This window comes from Leptothrix cholodnii SP-6 (assembly GCF_000019785.1).
GTDB lineage: Bacteria > Pseudomonadota > Gammaproteobacteria > Burkholderiales > Burkholderiaceae_C > Sphaerotilus > Sphaerotilus cholodnii.
The window spans coordinates 4,617,462-4,634,956 of sequence record NC_010524.1 but is presented as its reverse complement, the minus strand read 5'-3'; the positions used below and the strand labels follow the sequence as shown (position 1 = coordinate 4,634,956).

16 protein-coding genes are annotated in these 17,495 nt (G+C 71.7%); 15 read left to right on the top strand and 1 reads right to left on the bottom strand.

Features of this window, described 5'->3' with window-relative positions; translation table 11 throughout:
- From LCHO_RS20565 to LCHO_RS22465, 8 genes are read left to right on the top strand one after another with little or no spacing between them, the layout of a single operon-like run.
- Positions 1-600 (top strand): c(7)-type cytochrome triheme domain-containing protein, encoded by a 600-nt coding sequence (locus tag LCHO_RS20565; protein WP_012349122.1) that lies wholly within the window; start codon positions 1-3, stop codon positions 598-600.
- Positions 597-989, top strand: a complete 393-nt coding sequence (locus tag LCHO_RS20560) for a c(7)-type cytochrome triheme domain-containing protein (protein ID WP_012349121.1) — start codon at positions 597-599, stop codon at positions 987-989. Before LCHO_RS20565 ends, LCHO_RS20560 begins: the two co-directional genes overlap by 4 nt.
- A gap of 14 nt (positions 990-1,003) precedes the next feature.
- A complete protein-coding gene (locus tag LCHO_RS20555; protein ID WP_150105533.1) occupies positions 1,004-2,029 on the top strand; it encodes an NHL repeat-containing protein in 1,026 nt (341 codons plus the stop codon).
- Positions 2,026-3,135 carry a 6-bladed beta-propeller gene (locus LCHO_RS20550; RefSeq protein ID WP_223210476.1) on the top strand — a complete coding sequence of 370 codons (1,110 nt, stop codon included), beginning with the start codon at positions 2,026-2,028 and terminating at the stop codon, positions 3,133-3,135. Before LCHO_RS20555 ends, LCHO_RS20550 begins: the two co-directional genes overlap by 4 nt.
- An 11-nt stretch (positions 3,136-3,146) precedes the next feature.
- Complete coding sequence (locus tag LCHO_RS20545) at positions 3,147-5,738, top strand: cytochrome c3 family protein (RefSeq protein ID WP_150105532.1); 2,592 nt, start codon at positions 3,147-3,149, stop codon at positions 5,736-5,738.
- Positions 5,735-6,769 (top strand): cytochrome c biogenesis ResB family protein, encoded by a 1,035-nt coding sequence (locus tag LCHO_RS20540; protein WP_012349117.1) that lies wholly within the window; start codon positions 5,735-5,737, stop codon positions 6,767-6,769. The genes LCHO_RS20545 and LCHO_RS20540 overlap by 4 nt, the downstream gene beginning before the upstream one ends.
- Positions 6,762-7,586, top strand: a complete 825-nt coding sequence (gene ccsA / locus LCHO_RS20535) for a cytochrome c biogenesis protein CcsA (RefSeq protein ID WP_012349116.1) — start codon at positions 6,762-6,764, stop codon at positions 7,584-7,586. The genes LCHO_RS20540 and ccsA overlap by 8 nt, the downstream gene beginning before the upstream one ends.
- A complete protein-coding gene (locus LCHO_RS22465) occupies positions 7,583-8,182 on the top strand; it encodes a tetratricopeptide repeat protein (protein ID WP_012349115.1) in 600 nt (199 codons plus the stop codon). Before ccsA ends, LCHO_RS22465 begins: the two co-directional genes overlap by 4 nt.
- A gap of 81 nt (positions 8,183-8,263) precedes the next feature.
- Here LCHO_RS22465 and LCHO_RS23020 read toward each other — a convergent pair whose 3' ends face one another.
- Entirely contained in the window at positions 8,264-8,791 is a 528-nt protein-coding gene (locus LCHO_RS23020) for a tetratricopeptide repeat protein (protein WP_012349114.1), read from the bottom strand.
- Between the two features lie 78 nt (positions 8,792-8,869).
- Here LCHO_RS23020 and LCHO_RS22450 point away from each other — a divergent pair, with 78 nt between their 5' ends.
- The 7 genes from LCHO_RS22450 (at position 8,870) to LCHO_RS20490 (ending at position 17,425) form a co-directional block, all read left to right on the top strand.
- The gene (locus LCHO_RS22450; protein WP_012349113.1) at positions 8,870-10,363 is read left to right on the top strand and encodes a HAMP domain-containing protein; all 1,494 of its coding nucleotides are present in this window, start codon (positions 8,870-8,872) and stop codon (positions 10,361-10,363) included.
- A gap of 15 nt (positions 10,364-10,378) precedes the next feature.
- Positions 10,379-11,776, top strand: a complete 1,398-nt coding sequence (locus tag LCHO_RS20515; RefSeq protein WP_012349112.1) for a sigma-54-dependent transcriptional regulator — start codon at positions 10,379-10,381, stop codon at positions 11,774-11,776.
- Positions 11,777-11,836: 60 nt separating this feature from the next.
- Positions 11,837-12,211, top strand: a complete 375-nt coding sequence (locus LCHO_RS20510; protein WP_012349111.1) for a c-type cytochrome — start codon at positions 11,837-11,839, stop codon at positions 12,209-12,211.
- Between the two features lie 38 nt (positions 12,212-12,249).
- Complete coding sequence (locus LCHO_RS20505) at positions 12,250-13,281, top strand: ligand-binding sensor domain-containing protein (RefSeq protein ID WP_150105655.1); 1,032 nt, start codon at positions 12,250-12,252, stop codon at positions 13,279-13,281.
- Positions 13,282-13,313: 32 nt separating this feature from the next.
- On the top strand, positions 13,314-14,447 hold the full coding sequence (locus LCHO_RS20500; protein ID WP_012349109.1) for a ligand-binding sensor domain-containing protein: 1,134 nt from the start codon (positions 13,314-13,316) through the stop codon (positions 14,445-14,447).
- Between the two features lie 23 nt (positions 14,448-14,470).
- Complete coding sequence (locus tag LCHO_RS20495; protein WP_012349108.1) at positions 14,471-16,876, top strand: response regulator; 2,406 nt, start codon at positions 14,471-14,473, stop codon at positions 16,874-16,876.
- Positions 16,877-17,026: 150 nt separating this feature from the next.
- On the top strand, positions 17,027-17,425 hold the full coding sequence (locus tag LCHO_RS20490) for a hypothetical protein (RefSeq protein ID WP_012349107.1): 399 nt from the start codon (positions 17,027-17,029) through the stop codon (positions 17,423-17,425).
- Positions 17,426-17,495: the final 70 nt, after the last annotated feature.

Genomic DNA, 17,495 nt, shown 5'->3' with positions numbered 1-17,495 from the left:
ATGACGCAGCGTGAGGGTCCTCTTCATCGGCAGGGCGGGCGAGCGGCGGCAGGGGCGCTGCTGCGTGCGGCGCTCGGGCGCCTGATGGCGCCGGGCCTCGCGCTGCTCGTCACGCTGGCCGTGGCGGCGCCGCCGTCGCCCTGGTTGCCGCTCGAGAAGGACGGCCTGCACGACCCGCGCGGCCCCGGCATCTCGCAGCTGCAGCAGCCCGCCGAGGCGCTGGCCGCCCTGCCGCGCGACACCGCCGGCAACCTGGTGCTGTGGGTCAAGGCGCTCGACGACGGCCTGATCGAGCCGCGTGCCAACCTGCTGCCCGGCACGAAGGTGCGCCTGCTCGACCAGGACATCATCATCGCCAAGTTCGGCTCGATGCCGGCGGTCAAGTTTCCGCACCGCCAGCACACCCTCTGGCTCGACTGCGAGAACTGCCACAACAGCCTGTTCGTCGACAAGATCGGCGCCAACAGGTTCAGCATGACCGCCATCCTCAACGGCGAGCAGTGCGGCCTGTGCCACGGCGCGGTGTCGTTCCCGCTGACCGAGTGCAACCGCTGCCACAGCGTGCCCAACGCGTCGCTGCGGCGCAGCGCCACGCCATGAGGCGGGCGCGATGGCGTCGATGCGCGATCGCCGGGCTGCTGGCGCTGGCCGGTCTGGCGCCCACGGGCACACTGCGGGCGGAGTACGGTGACGTGATCATCAACAAGCGTTCGGACCAGGAAGGCGTGCGGCCGGTGGTGTTCCCGCACTGGTTCCACCGCATCCGCTACCGCTGCAAGGTCTGCCACCAGGAGCTGGGGTTCAAGATGCGAGCCGGCGCCAACGACGTGCTGATGACCGACATCATCGACGGCAAGTTCTGCGGCATGTGCCACAACCACCAGATCGCCTGGGGGCCGGACCGCTGCGAGCTGTGCCACTCGGGCCTGCCCGGGCTGCCGAGCGGCATCGTCGGCGGTGCCCAGACCTCCGGGCCGGGGCGTTGGTGAAAGCGGATGAGGTCATGACGATGCGGTTCCTCTCGATTCGACAGGCGTTGGCGCGCGCAGCGCTGCGGGCGTTTTCGCTGGCGGCGGCCCTGGGCGCCGGCGTGCTGCTGGCCGGCTGCGGCGGCATGCCGATGACGCAGGCCGAGGCGACGGCGACAGCCCGCGACGTGCCGGCTGGTGCGGTGGCGCTGGGCCCCTTTCGCACCGTGGCGGGTGGTTTCCTGGCCGCGCCGGGCGCCGTGTTCGGCATGCCGACTCGCCCGGGCAGCGGCGCCTACGTCAAGCTGCTGGCGCCTGCTGCGGTGGCGCTGCGTGGCAACGATCTGCTGGTGGCCGACAGCGGCAGCGGGCGGGTCTGGCGGGTCGACATCGCGCTCAACACCTTCAGCCCGATCGCCGGCGTGACCGCCACGCTCGGCAGCGCGGTGGCGCTGGGGCCGGACCTGTCGGCCTGGGTGCTCGACGGTCTGTCGCGCCAGGTGCAGCGTTTCAGCCGTGACGCCCGCCTGCTGCAGAGCTACCGCACCGACAACGCCGCCACCTCGACGGCCGCCTTCACGCTCGCCGACGGCGGCGGCACGCTGCTGCTGGCCGACGACAGCCAGCGCCAGTGGCTCGAACTGCGCCCGGCCGGCGCGCGTGCCACGCCGGTGCGGCCCGGGGGCACCGAGCCGCTCGACGTGCGCGGGGTCGACGCCCTGGCCAGCGCCGGTGACAGCGTCTACGTGCTCGACCGCAACGCCGCCGTGGTGCACGTGGTGCGGCGTGACGGCCAGGTCACGGGCAAGCTCGGCGCCGGCGAGCTCAAGCAGCCGGTGGCGATCGCGGCCGATCGGCGCGGGCGTGTCTTCGTGGTCGATGCGCAGGACCGCGCCATCAAGCTGCTGCGCCCGGGCCGGCCGGCGCAGGTGTTTGACGCCGCGCAACTGCGGGTGCAGATGATCGGCGGCATCGCCATCGACGAGCAGTTCCTGGTCGTCACCGACCGCCTGACCGGCCAGGTGGTGATCCACAGCCTGCGCGAAGGGCCGGCGCCGTGACAGCCCGCGCGCTGCTGCACCGATCGATGCACGCCGCGCTGCTGTGCGCCGTGCTGTCGGTGCTCGCGGCGTTGGCCGGCTGTGCCGGGGTCGAGCCGGTACGCGGCCAGATGCATTACGGCCTTGACGCCCTGCCACCGGCACAGCGCCCGGTCTGGCCGGCGGCGCCGGAGCAGCCGCGGTTCGTCTACGCCGGCACGCTGACCGGCGAGCCGAACTTCCGCCGCCCCGACGCCGGCAGCAACCGCTGGCGCGCCTTCGGCCGCTGGCTGGTCGGGCTGGACGACGACGCGGTCAAGCCGCTGGTGCTGCAGCGGCCGTCGGCGCTGATCGGCGACGAGACACGCGGGCGCCTCTACGTCAGCGACACCAGCCGGCAGGCGGTGTTCGTGTTCGATGAAAAGGGCGGCGAGCTGCAGCTGTGGGAGCGCGCCGCCGGGCTGCTCAACTTCGTCGCGCCGTCCGGCCTGGCGCTGGGCCCCAACGGCGAGCTGTGGGTGGCCGATGCCGAACTCGGTTTTGTCGCCCGCCTCGATGCCAAGGGCGAGCCGCTGGGCGTGATCGGCCGCGGCCAGCTGCAGCGCCCGACCGGGCTGGCGCGTGACACCGCCAGCGGCTGGCTCTACGTGGCCGACACCTACGCGCACCAGGTCAAGGTGTTCGACGCCGCCGGCGCGCTGCAGCATGTGATCGGCCAGCGTGGCGAGGGCGCGGGCGAGTTCAACTTCCCGACCCACCTGGCCTTGGCCGACGGCAAGCTCTACGTCACCGACACGCTCAACAACCGCGTGCAGGTCTTCAGCGCCGCCGGCGAGCCGCTGCCCGGCCAGTTCGGCAGCCGCGGCCTGGTGCTCGGCAATCTGGTGCGCCCGAAGGGCGTGGCGGTCGACAGCGAAGGCCGCGTCTACGTGGTCGAGTCGTATTACGACAGCCTGCTGGTGTACTCGCCCAGTGGCGAATTCCTGCTACCGATCAGCGGCGGCGGCACCGCCATCGGCCGCTTCTACCTGCCGGCGGGGGTGTGGGTCGACACGAGCGATCAGGTCTTCGTCGCCGACATGTTCAATGGCCGCGTGCTGCGGCTGCAGTTTCTGGGGGGTGGCTGATGCGTGGACTGATGCGCGCTCGTGTCCTGGCCGCGCTGCTGCTGGTCTGCGCGCTGTCGTGGCTGGCGGCGCCGACGCTGGCGCAGCGGGTGTCCGACGTGCGTGGCACGCGCCACAACCTGTCGGTCGACGGCCCCGGCACGACCCGTGCGGCGGCCGGTGGCACAACGGGTGGCGTTACCGAGGTCTGCGTCTTCTGCCACACGCCGCACGGCGCCTCGCAGGCGGACCTGGGCGGCGCAGCGCTGCGTGCGCCGCTGTGGAACCGGCGCGTGCCCGCGGGCACCACCTACACGCCCTACACCTCGTCGTCGCTCGACGCGCAGGTCATCCTCGACGGCCTGAACGCGCAGCCGGGCGGCAGCTCCAAGCTGTGCCTGTCCTGCCACGACGGCACGCTGGCGATCGGCAACGTCAACGTGCTCAACGGCACGCAGAACGTCACCATCCCGATGACCGGCACGGCAGCCGGCGGCACGATGCCGGCGGGCGAGGGCGCGCAGAGCGGCTTCACGCGCCTGCTCGGCAACGACCTGCGCAACGACCACCCGATCTCGCTGACCTTCAACAGCGCGCTGGCCACCCGCGACGGCGAGCTGCGCCCGGTCGACGCCACGCAGCGCTGGCCGGCCGGCAGCGGCACGGTGCTGGGGCTGCGCTCGCCCGGCAACAAGCCGCTGCTGCCGCTGGAGCCGACCGGCACGAATGGCACCGGCCAGGTGCAGTGCGCCACCTGCCACGACCCGCACATCCGCGAGCTCGACGCGAGCAAGGGCAACCAGAAGTTCCTGCGCACCCAGCGTTTCCAGGAGAGCGCGCCGAGCGCCGCGCACAACGTGGCGGCCGACATCATCTGCCTGTCCTGCCACGACAAGAACCAGGCGATCGGCGGCTGGGCGTATTCGGCCCACGCACGGCCCGACGTCGCCGATGAAACCTTTCGCGACGCGGCCGCCACGTTGCGCGAGTTCCCCACCGGCCTGCCGGTCTGGAAGGCCTCGTGCCTGAGCTGCCACGACACCCACACCGTGCAGGGCGCGCGCCGCCTGACGCGCGAGGGCACCGACGCGCCGCTGCCGGTCGGCAACCCGCTGGCGGCCAAGCAGGGCGGCAATCCGGCGCTCGAGAACACCTGCTACCAGTGCCACACCACGGCGGCCAAGTCGGTGCTGAACTCGGTGCTGCAGGTGCCCAACATCGAGAGCGAGTTCAGCCTCGCGGTGCGCATGCCGATCACCACGTCGGACCAGGGCGGCGTGACCGACGAGGTGCACGACATCGGCGGCAGCTTCGCCGACTTCTCGCTCGACTGCAGCAGCCCGGCCAACCGCTGCGGCGCCGATTTTGTCGAGTCGCGTTCGCTGCTGGCGCGCCGCCACGCCGAGTGCACCGACTGCCACAACCCGCACCGGGTGGTGAAGTTCCGCAGCTTCGCCGGCGGCGTGGCCGGCATCACCGGCGCGCCCGACGCCGCCGGCACGCACCGCCACGACGAGGTCACCGGCTACACCCACAGCAACATCGCCTCGGGCGTGCTGCGCGGCGGCTGGGGCGTCGAGCCCAACTACGCCTCGACCTCGTTCCAGGCGCTGCCCAGCGGCTACACCGTCAAGCGCGGCGACCCGGGCGCGAGCATCGACACCTCGGTCGGCGCGGCCTACGTGACGCGTGAGTACCAGATCTGCCTGAAGTGCCACTCCGACTACGGCTACCCCGACAACAACGCCTACCCGCTCGGCAACCGGCCGGCGCTCGGCCACAGCGGCGGCACGCCGGTGGGCAGCAACAACCTGACGGTCTACACGAATCAGGCCAAGGAGTTCCAGGCGCCGCTGAGCCACCGCGGCGACGGCACCGGGCCGAACTCGGGCGCCGGCAGCATCTACGCCACCAACAACCACCGCTCCTGGCACCCGGTGATGGACGCCACCGGCCGCAACGCGCCCAACGCCGCGGCCTTCCGCGCGCCGTGGGGCAACGCGATCGGCAGCCAGACCATGTACTGCAGCGACTGCCACGGCGCCAACACGCCCGACACCAGCGTCGTGCCGCCCGGCGGCGAGGACGGCACACCGTGGGGGCCGCACGGCTCCAACAACAACTTCCTGCTCAAGGGGGTGTGGAACAGCACGGTCGGCGGCGGCGGTGGCGCGGCGGCCAACGGCCTGTGCTTCAAGTGCCACAACCCGGCCACCTATGCCAGTGCGGGGGGCGGCGGCACCACCGGATTCCGCGGCGGTGGCGAGAACAACCTGCACGCCTTCCACACCGACAAGATCGGCGACATCCGCTGCAGCTGGTGCCACGTGGCGGTGCCGCACGGCTGGAAGAACAAGGCCCTGCTGGTCAACCTCAACGACGTCGGCCCCGAGGCCGGCCGCGCCGGCAATGAAGAGTGGCGCGAGAACGCACCCGGCCAGGCCTACAACCAGGAGCCCTACTACCTCAACGCCAAGCTCAAGGTGCGCACCTTCGCCACCAGCGGCAACTGGACCGACACCAACTGCGGCTCCAACAACTCGGCCACCACCTTCGGCACCAACGGCAACAACACCGGCAACGGCCGCGACTGGATGAGGGACGTCTGCGAAAACCCGCCATGAAACCACGCACCCCGCACGCCGTGCTGGCGCATTTCGGCTCGCTGCGCTCGACGCTGGCGGGCATGGCGCTGCTCGCCGCAGCCGTGCTGGCCGGCCAGATCGAGGGGCTGCCGGGTGGCGTGCTGCTGGTGCTGGCGATCGGCCTGCTGGCGCTGAATCTGCTGGCCGCGCTGGTGGTGCACCCGGCGTTCCGGCGCCAGCTGCCGCTGCTGGTGGCACACCTCGCCCTGCTGGCGCTGGTGGTGCTGGTGGCGCTGGGCCGGCTGATGGCGCTGGACGGCCGGTTCGAGCTGACGCAAGGTGTCGATTTCGACGGCCGCCTGCTCGACGCCCGCGCCGGCCCCTGGCACCGCGACGACCTGGCGCGGCTGGCCTTCCGCCACGACGGCTTCGAGATCGACTACGCGCCCGGCCTCAAACGCGGCGCCACCCGCAACCGCGTGGCCTGGACCGATGCCGACGGCACGCCGCGCAGCGCCGTGATCGGCGACCACCGCCCGCTGGTGCTCGACGGCTACCGCTTCTACACCAGCCCCAACAAGGGTTTCGCGCCGCTGCTGACCTGGCGGCCGCAGCGCGGCCAGGCCGTCACCGGCGCCGTGCACCTGCCGAGCTACCCGGCCCATGCGCTGCGCCAGTCGAGCGACTGGCAGCTGCCCGACGGCCGCGGCGTCTGGGTGCAGCTGCAGTTCGACCAGACCCTGATCGACCCCACCAAGAACGCCAGCTTCCGGCTGCCCGACCCGCACCGGCTGGTGTTGCGCGTGGGCGCGCTGCGCGCCGAACTGGCGCCGGGCGCATCGGTCGAGCTCGATGGCGGCACGCTGGTCTACGAGGGCCTGCGCAGCTGGATGGGCTACCGCGTGTCGTACGACTGGACGCTGCCGTGGCTGCTGGCCGCCGCGCTGCTGGCGGCGCTGGCGCTGGCCTGGCACTACACGCAGCGGTTCTTCTTTGCCGCGCCGCTTGTCGTGTCGCGCGCCGGTTCCCTTCCGACGCCGGCCTCGGCCCGTGGAGCCGGCGATGCCTGAGTCGCTGCTGCTGTGGGCCGCGCTCGGCGGTTACGGCCTGGTGGCCGCGCTGGCCTGGCCGGCGCTCGGCGCGGTCGCGTTGCCGCGGGCACGGCAGGCGCAGCAGCTGGCCACGCTGGCGCTGATCGCCGCGCTGGCGCTGCACACGCTGGCGCTGGCCACGCGCTGGCGCGCGCTCGGCCACGGCCCGTTCACGACCATGCACGAGATCCTCAGCAGCAACCTGTGGAGCCTGGCGCTGGTGTTCGCACTGTCGACCGCGCGGGTGCGCGAGCTGCGGGCGGTCGTGCTGATGCTCGCGCCGGTGCTGCTGGTGATGGGCGTCTGGCTGCTGATGGCCGACGCCCGGCCCGGCCACCTGCCACCCACCTACGACACGCTGCTGCTGTACCTGCACACGCTGGTCGGCAAGCTCTACCTCGGCCTGCTGCTGGTGGCGCTGGCGCTGGTGGCGGTGCCGTGGCTGCGCTGCAGCGGCTGGGGCGCGCGGCGTTGCGTCGATCTGCCGGACGACCGCCGCTTCGACACGCTGGCGCACCGTTTCGCCGCCTACGCCTTCGTGTTCGACACGCTGATGCTGATCGTCGGCGCCGCCTGGGCGCAGGACGCCTGGGGCCGCTACTGGGCCTGGGATCCGCTGGAGAGTTGGGCTTTCGTCAGCTGGCTGGCGCTGGCGGCCGCCTTGCACGCGCGCGCCACGCTGCGGCCGGCGCCGGCGCTGTTCGGCCTGTGGCTGCTGGGCGTGTTCGTGCTGGCCTTCGTGACCTTCTTCGGCGTGCCCTTCATCTCGACCGTGCCGCACAAGGGCGCGATATGAAACGGCGCGACCAGCGTGGGCTGGGCCTGGCGCTGACCGTGGCCGCGGTGCTGCTCGGCGGCTTCTGGATCGCCCGCCTGCCGCCGGCCCGGGTGTCCGAGGCGGCCGTTGCCGACGCCGCCTCCGGCGCGGATGTCGACGCCACCCCCGGTGTCGACGCCGGTGTCGACGCCGGTGCCACGGCGCCGGACGCCGAGCTGCGCCGGCAGTTCGAGGCCGCCGTCGTGCTGCTGAATTCGCAGCAGCACGCCCAGGCCGCCAGCGCCTTGCACCGCGTGATCGAGCGGGCGCCGCGCCTGCCCGAGGCGCACGTCAACCTGGGTTTCGCGATGCTCGGCCTGCAGCGCCCGGCACTGGCGCGCAACGCCTTCGACAACGCCCTGGTGCTCAAGGCCGATCAGGCCAACGCCTATTACGGCCTGGCGCTGGCGCACGAGTCGCTCGGCGACCTCGAGCTCGCACTCGGCGCGATGCGCACCTACCTTCACCTCGGTCACGCCGAAAACGAGGCCCATCTGCGCCGCGCCCGCGCCGCGGTGTGGGAGTGGGAGAGCCAGATCGCCGCGCGCCGGGCTGCGTCGGCACCCGGGCGCTGAGCCGCACCGGGCTCAAGGCGCTATCAGATTTCCCGTTTCCGGGAAGCGATCCCGCCGTCACTTCCCGTTCATGGGGTCGGATCAGGGCGCCTTGCCCTTGAGGTAGGCGGCGGCGTCGGCATGGCCCTGGGCGGCGGCGCGCTCGATCCAGCGCGCGGCTTCTTCCGGGCTCTGGACCACGCCGGTGCCGGTCAGGAACAGGATGCCCAGGCTGTACTGCGCCTGCGCGTGACCCTGCCGCGCGGCCTCGAAATACCACTGCGCGGCGAGCCGACTCGGGTCGACATCGTGGCCCGGATCGGCCAATCCATAGGCATACATATTGCCTAGATGAAATTGCGCTTCAGCCAATCCTTGCCGGGCCGCGCGTTCGAACCACTGCAAGGCCATCGCATCGTTCTCCCGCACCCCATGGCCGTGATAGTGCAGAAGCCCGATCCGCAGCTGCGCCAGCGCATCGCCCGAGCGCGCCAGCGGCTCGAGCAGCCGGATCGCGGTCGGATAGTCCTTGCGATTGACGGCATCGACACCGTCTTCGAGCGGCCCCGCCCATGAAGGAAAAATGCATGCCGAGATCACGAGCGCAGCAAGATGTGGGGCAAATGACATGGGCAATCTCCGAACGAACCGTTGCGGTCATGCAAGCGCTGTACCCAAAGCCCTTGCCGGTCGGATGAGGGCCGGCGCGTGAGCCAGCGGCCCGAGCCCGCCGGCATGGCGGTCGATGCGCGCACCGACGGCGCCGCGCTGCCGCTGCGCAAGTCCCTGCGCGCCAAGGGCTGGATCGCCACGCTGGCGCTGCTGGGCTACCTGCTCGGCGCGCTGGCGTTCGTGGCGGTCGAGCGCGCCCGGCTGTTCGACAACATCGAGACCCTGCAGCAGCTCGCCCGCCACGAGAAGGCGCTGGCGCTGACCGAGGCGGCGGTCAGCGCGGCGGTGCTCGACCTGCAGCACGCCAGCGAAGGCGAGGCCGGCGAGCCGGCGCTGCCGTCGGACTTCGCGCTCTACATGGAGAACTGCGCCCGGCTGTTCGCCACGCTCGACGAGTTCGACCCGCGTTACGCCGGGCTCGAGCGGGCCATCAACCGCAGCTACGGCCGGCTGCAGGCCGCGCCGGTGCGGGCCCACTGGCTCGACCTGCGCGAGGTGCTGACCCGCACCGCCGGCGACTTCGACCTGCGGCGCCTGCGCCTGGCCGAGCAGCGCGACGCGCTGACGCTGGCCTATCGGCAGCGCTACGACGCCGTCACGCGCGATTCGCTGCTGCTGTCGCTGCTCGGCATCGCGCTGTTCGGCAGCGTCGCCGCCTGGTTCTTCGCCCGCCTGGCGCGCGACATCCGCCGGCTCGAACTGCATGCGCGCCAGATCGTGCACGGCGCGCGCGGCGTCGACCTGCCGGTGGCGCGGCAGGACGAGCTCGGCCACCTGATGCACGCGGTCAACCGCCTGTCGGCCGACCTCGATGCGCGCGAAAAGCAGATCGAGCTCGAAGGCCTGCGGCGCTCGCACCAGGACAAGATGATGGCGCTGGGCGCGCTGGCCGCGGGCGTGGCGCACGAGGTCAACAACCCGCTGGCGGTGATCGCCGGGGTGGCGCAGGAGCTCGATGCGCTCGATGCCGACGCCCCGCCGGCGCGCATCGGCGAGGCCGCCCGGCTGATCCTGGCGCAGACCCAGCGCGCCGCCCGCGCCGCCCGCAACCTGGCCGAACTGGCCGCGCCGCAGCCGACCGAGTTCGACTGGCTCGACCTCAACGCGATGGTGCGCCGGGTGCTGCAGCTGATGGCCTACGACAAGCGCTACCGCGCGATCCGCTTCGACGCCGACCTGGCCGGCGACGTGCCCGCCGTGCTGGCCCCCGCCGAGGCCGTGCAGCAGGTGCTGATGCAGACGCTGGCGATGGGCTGCGACGCGCTGATCGGCGGCCCGGCCACGCCGGGCGGGCCGGGCTCGAATCAGCCGGAGCCGGTGCGGGTGCGCACGCGCGGCGTGGCGGCGGCGGTCGAGGTGCGCTTCATGTTCCCGGTGCCGCTCGACCTGGCCCGCCCGCAGCACCAGCGCCTGCTGTTGTCGAGCCGCGCCATCCTCGAACCCATGCGCGGCCATCTTGCGATCGGTCAAGATGAGGCGTCTGGTCTGTGCATTACTCTGACATTGGCGGCCGATTCCGGCGGCCCGTGAACGAGGAAGCCCGCGATGTCCGATCTGAATGTGCTGGTCGTCGACGACGAGCCAGCCGTCAGGCAAGTCCTGTCCGCCGCCATCGGCAAGGCCGGTTACCCGGTCGAGATGGCCGGCAGTGCCGCCGAAGCCCTGGCCAAGCTCGACAAGACGCCCTTCGACGTAGTCCTGAGCGATGTCTTCATGCCGATCACCGACGGCATCGAGTTGCTGCGCCAGGCGCGCACGCGCGGCCACAACGCCACCTTCATCATGGTGACGGCCTTCAGCTCGGTCGACTCGGCGATCGACGCCATCAAGGCCGGCGCCTGGGACTACATCACCAAGCCGGTCCGCAACGAGGAGATCGTGCACCGGCTGGAGCAGATCGACGCGCTGCGCGGCCTGCGCGAGGAAAACCGCGCCCTGCGCAGCCTGGTGCTGGGCGGCGGCCAGCCGGCGTTCCAGTTCAACTCGCCGGCCATGCAGGCCACCGAGCGCTTGATCAGCCGGGTCGCGCCGACCGACAGCACGGTGCTGATCAGCGGCGAGAGCGGCACCGGCAAGGGCGTGACGGCGCGCCGCATCCACGAGCTGTCACCGCGCCGCGACGGGCCGTTCGTGGCTGTCAACTGCGGCGCCATCCCCGAGAACCTGATCGAGAGCGAGCTGTTCGGCCACACCAAGGGCGCCTTCACCAGTGCCGATCGGGCGCGCCGCGGCCTGTTCATGCAGGCCGACCGCGGCACCATCTTCCTCGACGAGATCGGCGAGCTGCCGCTGTCGATGCAGACCAAGCTGCTGCACGTGATCGAGGCCAAGGAGGTGCGGCCGCTGGGCGCCGAACAGAGCCGCAAGGTCGACGTGCGCATCATCGCCGCCACCAACCGCGACCTGCCGGCGTTCGTGGCGCAGGGGCGCTTCCGCGAGGACCTGTTCTTCCGCCTGTCGGTGTTCCAGATCGGCATGCCGGCGCTGCGCGAGCGGCGCGCCGACATCCCCGGCCTGATGCGGCATCTGATGGCGCAGCGCGAGCTGCCGTCGGGCTCCGGCGCCAGTGCAGGCCAGGCGCTGACCATCGACCCTGAGGCCGAGGACATGCTGATCGCCTTCAGCTGGCCCGGCAACGTGCGCCAGCTCGAGAACGTGCTGCACCGCGCCGCCATCCTGGCCGACGGCGGCTGCATCCACGCCGCCGACCTGCCGCCCGAGGTGTCGCGGGTACCGGCGCTCGGCCCGGCCAGCGCGCCGAGCGCCGAGGCCAGCGAGTGCAGCCTGCGCGAGCGGGTGCGGCGCTTCGAGGTCTCGCTGATCCGGCGCGCCATCGAGGAGGCCGGCGGCGACCGCCGCCTGGCCGCGCAGCGGCTGGGCATCGGGCTGTCGAGCCTGTACCGCAAGCTTGACGAGTTCGGCGCCGATCCGGCCGCAGGCTGAGCGTTTGGCATGGAAATCGCTGGTTCAGGCGTCGGGGCACGGGGCCTCGGAGGTGCCACGGTGGCCAAGGGCGCGAACGAGCGGACGATGCGGCAGGGGATTGCCAAAGATGAGAAGGCGCCGCGCCGGCGGGGCTCGACGGCGGCGCCCTGGCTGCTGATCGCGGCGTTGATGGCCTGGCCGGCGGCGCAGGCCGCCGACACCGTCAAGGGCGCCGAGCTCTACCGCCTGCATTGCGCCGGCTGCCACGGCGGCGACGGCCGGCCGGTGATGCCGATGGCACCCGACTTCTCGCGCCCGACCACGCTGCTCAAACCCGACCTCACGCTGCTGGCCGCGATCCGCAACGGCCGCGGCGCCATGCCGGCCTACCAGGGCCTGCTGCGCGACCGAGACATCCTCGACGTCGTCGCCTACCTGCGCACCTTTCGATGAAACCTGAACTGCTTTTTCGCGGTCTGCTCTTGCACGCCATGTTCGCGGCTGCGGCGCTGGCCGCCAGCGCGCTCGCCTGGGGCCAGCCGGCCGCCCGCGTCAAGGACGTCTACGAAGTCGGCCCGACGGTCTACGTGCGTGCGCTCGCGGTCGAGCCGGCGCGCGGCGCGATCTGGGTCGGCACCTCGGCCGGCGTGCACGAGGTCGACCTGGCCGACGGCCGGCTGCGCAACACCTTCACCCGCAAGGACGGGCTGGCCAACGAATACGTGTTCGCGGTCGGCCTCGACCGCGACGGCCACAAGTGGTTCGGCACCAATGCCGGCGGTGTGTCGCGCTACAAGGACGGCGCCTGGAAGACCTTCTTCCCGATGCACGGCCTGGCCGACTACTGGGTCTATTCCTTCGCCCAGCAGCGCAACGGCGACTTCTGGATCGGCACCTGGGCCGGCGTCAACAAGGTCGCGCCCAAGACCGGCCGCTTCACCACCTACGTGAAAGAGCTGGTCAACGAGTGGGTCTACGGCATCAGCGTCGACGCACGCGACCGGGTCTGGTTCGGCACCGAGGGCGGGGTGTCGATGTACGACGGCAAGCGCTGGGTGGCGTGGACACACAAGGACGGCCTGGGCGCGCCCAACACCGACAACCTGCCGTTCAGCGCCAACACCGGCCTGGGCACGCGCACCCGCCACGACCTGTCGGTGGCGGCCGAGGGCCAGTCGACCTACAACCCGAACTACGTGTTCGCGATTCTTGCGGCGCGCGACGGCTCGATCTGGGCCGGCACCTGGGGCGGCGGCGTGGCGCGTTTCGACGGCAAGACCTGGCACAACCTGACCCGCGCCGACGGCCTGGCCGGCAACATCGTCTACAGCCTGGCGCAGGACCGCGCCGGCGTTTTCTGGTTCGGCACCGACCGCGGCGTGTCGCGCTACGACGGCCAGCGCTGGCAGACCCTCGGCGTCAGCGACGGCCTGCTCGACAGCAACGTCTACGCCATCGCGGTCGCACCCGACGGCGACATCTGGGCCGGCACGCGCAAGGGCGTGGCCCGCATCGCGCCATGACGGGCGTTCAACGTCATTCGACAAGGCACGGCATGGTTCGGCGTTTCAGGCTCTTTGCGGCCACCCTCATCGGCTTGGGCGTGGCGTTCGGCGCGTGGGCGCAGGCGGCCCGGCCGGCTCCTGCTGCCGCTGCGGCGGCCTCCGCCGCGGCGCAGAAGTTCACCCACTTCCGGGTCGGCAACAAGAACGTCAAGCGCCTGTTCGTCGACGGCGATGTCGTCTGGGTCGGCACCTCCGGCGGCGTGGTGCGCTACGACACCCGCAGCGACGACTACAAGCTGTTCGACGTCAAGAGCGGCCTGCTGTCCAACGGCGTGTTCCACGTCGGCAAGCTCGACGGCCGCATCGTCGTCGGCACCTACGGCGGCGGGCTGTCGCTGCTCGACCCCGTCACCGAAAAATGGCAGACCTACAACATCCCCGAAGGCCTGGGCGACGCCTTCGTCTACGACGTGCTGAAGGCCAAGAACGGCGACGTCTGGATCGCCACCTGGTCGGGCGTGAACCGGGTGCGCGGCGGCCGGCTCGATGACCGCTCGCAGTGGGAGCTGCACACGGTGGAAAGCACCCGCGGCGGCCTGCCCAACGACTGGGTCTACGGCCTGGCCGAAGGGCGCGACGGCGAGATCTGGCTCGGCACCGAAGGCGGCCTGGCGCAATTCAAGGACGGCACCTGGCAGAACTGGAACCACGCCCGCGGCCTGGGCGCCGACTACGAACGCGTCAAGGACCAGGTGCGCTTCAAGACCGACCCGGCCAAGGTCTCCGAGCACCACGCGCGCCAGAAGCAGGAGATGGGGCTGCAGGACATCCAGGTCGCCTACAACCCGAACTACATGGTGTCGCTGGCGGTCGACGCGCAGGGTGTCGTCTGGGCCGGCACCTGGGGCGGCGGGCTGTCGCGCTTCGACGGCACCACATGGACCTCGTACACCGTCGCCGAAGGCCTGCCCGGCAACCACGTGTTCATGCTGCACATCGACCCGTTGGGCGTGCTGTGGGTCGGCACCGACAACGGCCTGGCGAAGATGAACGGTGGCCGCTTCGAGGTGCTGACCACCGTCGACGGCCTGTTCAGCAACACCATCTTTTCGATGACCACGGCGCTCGACGGCACGTTGTGGGTCGGCAGCTTCGGCGGTGTCGCCCGACTCAAGCCGTTCTAGCGCCCAGACACGAGGCCCCGGCCATGAACCGCTCGCTGCTGCAGGAACTCGACCCGCGCAACCACGCGCCCCTGCTGGCGCGCCTGCTGGCGATCGCCGACGACGCGGTGATCGTGGCGGATGCGGCGCAGCGCATCGTGCTGTTCAACGAAGGCGCCGAGCGGGTGTTCGGCTACCGGCTGGCCGAGGTGCTGGGCCAGCCGCTGGCGATGCTGCTGCCCGAACCGGCGCGCGCCGCGCACGCCGGCCACCTGCGCGCGTTTGCGCAGTCGGCGCTGCCGGCGCGTCGCATGGCCGAGCGGCGCGACATCCACGGCCGGCGCGCCGACGGCGTCCTGTTCGATGCCGAGGCGTCGATCTCGCACGTCGAGCTCGACGGCCAGACCTATTTCGCCGCCATCCTGCGCGACGTCAGCGAAAGCCGCCAGGCCCGCCGTGCGCTCGAACGCGCCAAGGCCGAGGCCGAGGCCGCCGAGCGCGCCAAGAGCCTGTTCCTGGCCAACATGAGCCACGAGATCCGCACGCCGCTCAACGCCGTGATCGGCATGACGACGCTGCTGATGGATACGCCGATGTCCGACGAGCAGCTCGATTTCGCCCGCACCATCCGCGCCAGCGGCGAGACGCTGCTGGGCGTGATCAACGACATCCTCGACTTCTCGAAGGCCGACGTCGGCAAGCTCGAGATCGAGCAGCAGCGCTTCGACCTGCGCCGCTGCGTCGAGGATGCGCTCGACCTGGTGGCGCCGCGTGCGCTCGAGAAACGCCTCAACCTGGCCTACCTGATCGAGGACGGCACACCCGAGAACCTGGTCGGCGACGTCACCCGGATCCGCCAGATCCTGGCCAACCTGCTGTCCAACGCGGTCAAGTTCACGCACCAGGGCGAGGTGCTCGTGATCATCGACAGCGAGCCGGTCGACGCCGGCGACGGGCCGCTGCACCGCATCCACTTCGCGGTGCAGGACTCGGGCATCGGCATCGCCGCCGAACACCTGCCGCGGCTGTTCCAGTCGTTCACGCAGGTCGATGCCTCGACCACCCGCAAATACGGCGGCACCGGCCTGGGCCTGGCGATCAGCAAGCGGCTGGCCGAGCTGATGGGCGGGACGGTGTCGGTGCAGAGCGAGCCGGGGCAGGGCTCGGTGTTCCGGGTGTCGGTGCTGGCGCGTGCGGCGGAGGCTCCCGAGCCGGCGGATTTCCTGCAGCGCAACGTGCCGGCGCTGGTCGGCAAGCGGCTGCTGATCGTCGACGACAACCTCACCAACCGCCGCATCCTGACGCGCATGGCGATGCTGTGGGGCATGCTGCCGTCGACCCTGCCGTCGGCGCTGGAGGCGCTCGACCGCATCCGCCACGGCGAGCGTTACGACGCCGCGGTGCTCGACATGAGCCTGCCCGGCATCGACGGCCTGGAGCTGGCGGTCGAGATCCGGCGCCGGCGCAGCGCCGAGGAGCTGCCGATCGTGATGCTGACCTCGCTCGGCCAGCGCCACGCGCTGGCCGACGAGCAGCGCGCCGGGCTGGCGGCCTTCCTGTCCAAGCCGATCAAGGCCAGCGCGCTGTTTGCCACGCTGGTGGCGGTGGTGCAGGGCCGCCAGCGCGCCGCGCCGGCCGGGCCTGCGCCCGGTCCGCAGCCGCTCGCCGCCAGCCTGCCGCTGCGGGTGCTGGTGGCCGAGGACAACGCCGTCAACCAGCGTGTCGCGCTGCGCCTGCTGCAGCGCCTGGGTTATCAGGCCGACGTGGCCGCCAACGGGCTGGAGGTGATCGAGGCGGTCGAGCGCCAGGCCTATTCGGTGGTGCTGATGGACATCCAGATGCCCGAGATGGACGGCCTGCAGGCGGCGCGCTGGATCCGCCAGCGGCGCGGCCCGCAAGGCCTGCCGCGCATCATCGCGATGACCGCCAACGCGATGCCGGGCGACCGCGAGGCCTATCTGGCCGCCGGCATGGACGGCTACGTCGCCAAGCCGATCGAGCCCGACGAACTGGCCGCCGCGCTGCGCCGGGCGGGCTCGCCGGCCGGCGGGACTGTGGCGCCGGGCGGTGCGGCCGCGAGCCGAACGCCGGCCGACGACACCGTGCTCGACGCGCTGCGCCTCGAACACCTGCGCACGCTGCAGGACGACGGCCAGCCGAGCCTGGTGCGCGAGCTGATCGACCTGTTCGTGGCCGACGCGCCCGGCCATGTCGACGCGCTGGCGCAGGCGCTGCAGGGCACCGACGCGCGCCGGCTGGCGAGCCTGGCGCACCGCTTCCTCTCGGTCACCGACAACATCGGCGCGCGCCGGCTGTCGGCGCTGTGCGTCGAGATCGAGCGGCTGGCGCGGCGCGGCGAACTCGACGGCCTGGAGCGGCTGGTCGAGGCGCTGAGCCACGAACACGCGCAGGCCCACGCCGCCTTGCTGGCGGTGCGCACGCGGTACTGATCTCCGGCTGCTGACGGCTGCGGGTCGTGACGCGCGCGGGCCCGACCGTGCGGGCGTCACGCCGGGCCGCGATTCGTGTCCGTCACGGGGTCCTGCGCCATCAGGGCGCGGCTCTCGCCGCCGATAGCCCAGGCGTCTGGAGACAACGCCATGGTCCGAATCGCCGCCTTGTTGATGAGCCTGTTCCTGTTCGCCCCCTGCGCAGCGAGCGCGCAGACCTTGTGGTTGTGCGTGCTGTCAGAGGACGCCGTGCGGCTGGTCTGCGTGGCCGAGACCGATCCGCTCGATGCCGTCGAGGTCGTTGATGCAGCCACGCCGGCGCAGGCCGTGGTCAACGGCACGGCCTTCCCGCTCGACCCGAAGCGCTCGTACAGCATCGACCTGTGGAGCCCGCCGACCGAGATGGATTTCGTCGAGCAGCTCGCGCAGGCCAGCCTGTGCCACCGCAGCGCCGGCTGCCGGGCGGTGGTGGCCGGCGAGCGCTGGCTGGCCTATTCGCCGTCGACGCGTTCGGCCGTGACGGCGGGGCGCATCGCCAGCCGGCGTTGAATCGCTGAACGGCAGCCGATCCGGTGCACCGGATCGGCGCGCGGCGCGGTGGGCGAATGCGGGTTCCCTA